Below are 2,616 nucleotides of genomic sequence, written 5' to 3'. Positions count from 1 at the left end.
GGGGTATTTGCTATCATAAACCGATTTGGGAATCGAAGTAATTCAAGGCATTTGCCGATGAAAAGGGGCGGGGAGGCCAACCAATGAACGTGGGCGTAGTCGGGGCCGGGTACGTCGGGCTGGTGACGGGGGTGTGCCTGGCCGAGCGGGGCAACAAGGTCTTCTGCGTCGACAACAACCCGGAGGTGGTGGAGAAGCTCTCCTCCGGCGAGATCACGATCTACGAGCCGGGGCTCGAGGACATTTTCTTAAGGAACCTGAAGAAGGAGCGGATCGAGTTCTCGGGGAACCTGGAGAGCGCGGTGCTCAAGTCCCCGGTCGTGTTCCTGTGCCTGCCGACGCCCCCCGGCGAGGACGGCTCCGCGGACCTCCAATATATTTTGGGCGTCGCCGACGAGATCGGGAAGATCCTGGCGCGCAACCCCGGCGCCGGGTACAAGGTGATCGTCGACAAGAGCACGGTCCCTGTGGGGACCAGCGAGAAGGTCGACGCGGCGATCCGGAAGCACCTGGACGGAAAGTTCGAGTTCGACGTGGTCTCCAACCCGGAGTTCCTCCGGGAAGGGTATGCGGTCGAGGATTTCCTGCGCCCCGAGCGCGTGGTGATCGGCTCCCGGAGCGAGCAGGCGATCGCCCTGCTCACGGACCTGTACGAGCCGTTCCTCCCCGCCGGCAGCCCCGTCATCGTGATGGACGAGAAAAGCGCCGAGGTGACCAAGTACGCGGCGAACGCCTTCCTGGCGATGAAGATCTCCTACATGAACGACCTGGCGAATTTCTGCGACACCGTCGGGGCCGACGTGGAGAAGGTGCGGGACGGGATCGGGTCCGACTCGCGGATCGGCCGGACGTACCTCTTCCCGGGGCTTGGGTATGGCGGCTCGTGCCTGCCCAAGGACGTGAAGGCGCTTCTGAAAACCGCGCACGACGCGGGGGCGCCGCTCACCATTTTGCAGTCGGTGGAGGAGATCAACCAGGAGCAGCGCAGGCACTTCTACCGGAAGGTGGAGCGGCACTTCCAGGGGAAGCTCGAGGGGCTGCGGGTGGCGATCTGGGGGCTGGCGTTCAAGCCGAACACCGATGACGTCCGCGAGGCACCGGTTTTTTACATCGTGGACGAGCTGCTGAAGGCGAAGGCGTCCGTCGTGGTGTTCGACCCCGAGGCGATGAAGAACGTCAAGGCGAGATACGGCGACCGGCTCGAGTACGCCGAGTCGTCCTACGGGGCGCTCCAGGGGGCGGACGCGCTGATCGTCGTCACCGAGTGGAACGAGTTCCGCAAGCCCGATTTCAAGCTGATGAAGAGCCTGATGCGGCAGCCGGTGATCTTCGACGGGCGCAACATCTACGACCCCGCGAAGATCCGGGAACGCGGCTTCCTCTACCACTCGATCGGCCGCAAATCCCTCGAGTCCCCCCAAGAACAGGGACGCAAAGTATAGGGACGTTCATGAGGACCCAAGTAATGGGGAATTCCTAAGAACTCGGCCGGGAACGGGGAGTTTTTTCGCTGAGTTAGGAGGCAGGACGAGACCGCCACGATTCGGTCCGGGGGAAAAGTTCATGAACGTCCCCGGGGTGCAAAGTTACATTCTTGATGGAGGGGGAGATGAAGGGACTGGTCTTAAGCGGGGGGAAGGGGACGCGCCTGCGTCCGATCACCTTCACGAGCGCCAAACAGCTCCTTCCCATCGCCAACAAACCGGTCCTTTTCTACTGTCTCGAGCAGCTGGCCGAGGCGGGCGTGACCGACGTCGGGATCGTCGTGGGGGAGACGAAGGAGGAGATCCGGCAGGCCGTGGGCGACGGGAGCGCGTTCGGCATCCGGGCGACCTACATCGAACAGGACCGCCCCGGCGGGCTGGCCCACGCGGTGATGGTTTCGGAGCGATTTATAAAAGACGACCCGTTCATCATGGTCCTGGGCGACAACCTCCTGCGCGACGGGGTCGCCTCGATCGTCGAGGAGTACCGGTCCAGTCCGACCAACTGCCAGATCCTCCTGACGCGGGTGAAGAACCCCGCCCAGTTCGGCGTGGTGGAGCTGCGCGACGGCAAGGTCGCCCGCCTCGTGGAAAAGCCGAAGGAGTTCGTCTCCGACCTGGCGCTCGTCGGCGTTTACCTTTTCGACGCGAACGTGTTCAAGGCGGTCAAGGAGATCAAGCCCTCCTTCCGGGGAGAGCTGGAGATCACCGACGCGATCCAATGGCTGGTGAGCAACGGTTACACGGTGCGCCCGCACCTGGTCACCGGCTGGTGGAAGGACACGGGGAAGCTCGAGGACATCCTGGAGGCGAACCGGATGGTCCTCGACGGGATCGAGGAGAGATTGAACGGCCGGATCGACGAGAAAAGCCGCGTCGAGTTCAAGGTGGCCCTCGCCGACGACGTGGTCGTGGTGAACAGCGTGATCCGCGGGCCGGCAGTGGTGGGGGCGGGGACCAGGATCGAGAATTCCTATGTGGGGCCGTTCACCTCGATCGCGGGCGGTTGCACGTTGCGGGACGTCGAAATCGAGCACAGCATCGTCCTGGAGGGGTGCACGATCGAGGGCGCGGGCGCACGGATCATCGACTCGCTGCTCGGCCGCAGCGTGGCGATCCGCAAAGGGGACGG

The 2,616-nt window shown here is 63.7% G+C and carries 2 protein-coding genes; both read left to right on the top strand.

The window, feature by feature from the left end; translation table 11 throughout:
* Positions 1 to 83 precede the first annotated feature (83 nt).
* A complete protein-coding gene (locus tag VJ307_09635; protein HJX74404.1) occupies positions 84 to 1,442 on the top strand; it encodes a UDP-glucose/GDP-mannose dehydrogenase family protein in 1,359 nt (452 codons plus the stop codon).
* A gap of 167 nt (positions 1,443 to 1,609) precedes the next feature.
* A partial coding sequence (locus VJ307_09630; GenBank protein HJX74403.1) for a glucose-1-phosphate thymidylyltransferase occupies positions 1,610 to 2,616 on the top strand: 1,007 nt, incomplete at its 3' end.

This window comes from Candidatus Deferrimicrobiaceae bacterium, assembly GCA_035256765.1.
Lineage (GTDB): Bacteria > Desulfobacterota > Deferrimicrobia > Deferrimicrobiales > Deferrimicrobiaceae > CSP1-8.
The sequence above is the reverse complement of the archived record's forward strand: the minus strand, read 5'-3'. Positions and strand labels throughout refer to the sequence as shown.